The sequence below is a fragment of the Robertmurraya korlensis genome, from assembly GCF_023715225.1.
In the GTDB taxonomy this organism is placed as follows: domain Bacteria; phylum Bacillota; class Bacilli; order Bacillales; family Cytobacillaceae; genus Robertmurraya_A.
This window is the reverse complement of sequence record NZ_JAMBNS010000065.1, coordinates 1-489: the sequence shown is the minus strand read 5'-3', so window position 1 is coordinate 489 and position 489 is coordinate 1. Positions and strand designations below refer to the sequence as shown.

At 46.6% G+C, this 489-nt stretch carries 1 pseudogene; it reads right to left on the bottom strand.

Annotated features, from left to right (window positions below):
- A pseudogene (locus tag M3175_RS25845) lies at positions 1–489 on the bottom strand (translation initiation factor IF-2); the annotation flags it as partial.

Below are 489 nucleotides of genomic sequence, written 5' to 3'. Positions count from 1 at the left end.
ATATCTAAGCCTGCTTCATCCGCTTTGCGTTTTGCAGCGCTATCAGCCCGAACGTTGAAGCCTAATAATACCGCTTCACTTGATTCGGCGAGTACCACATCCGATTCGGTGATTGGACCGACACCCGATGAGATGACTTTGACTTTAACTTCATCCGTAGATAATTCATCAAGCGCGGTTAACAAGGCTTCTAGTGAACCCCGAACGTCAGTTTTAAGAATCAAATTAACGGAAGGCAGTTTGGCATCGCTCATTTGGTCAAACAAGTTTTCTAAGCGTGATTTGGCTTGACGTTCAAGCACTTTTTCACGCTCACGATCTGCGCGATATTCTGCAACCTCGCGCGCACGTTTCTCATCTGAAACGACCATAAACTCGCTACCAGCTGCTGGTGTATCAGGCAGACCTAGGATTTCAACAGGGATAGAAGGACCCGCTGAGGTAATTTTTTGACCGTTTTCATTGGTCATAGCACGGACACGACCATAA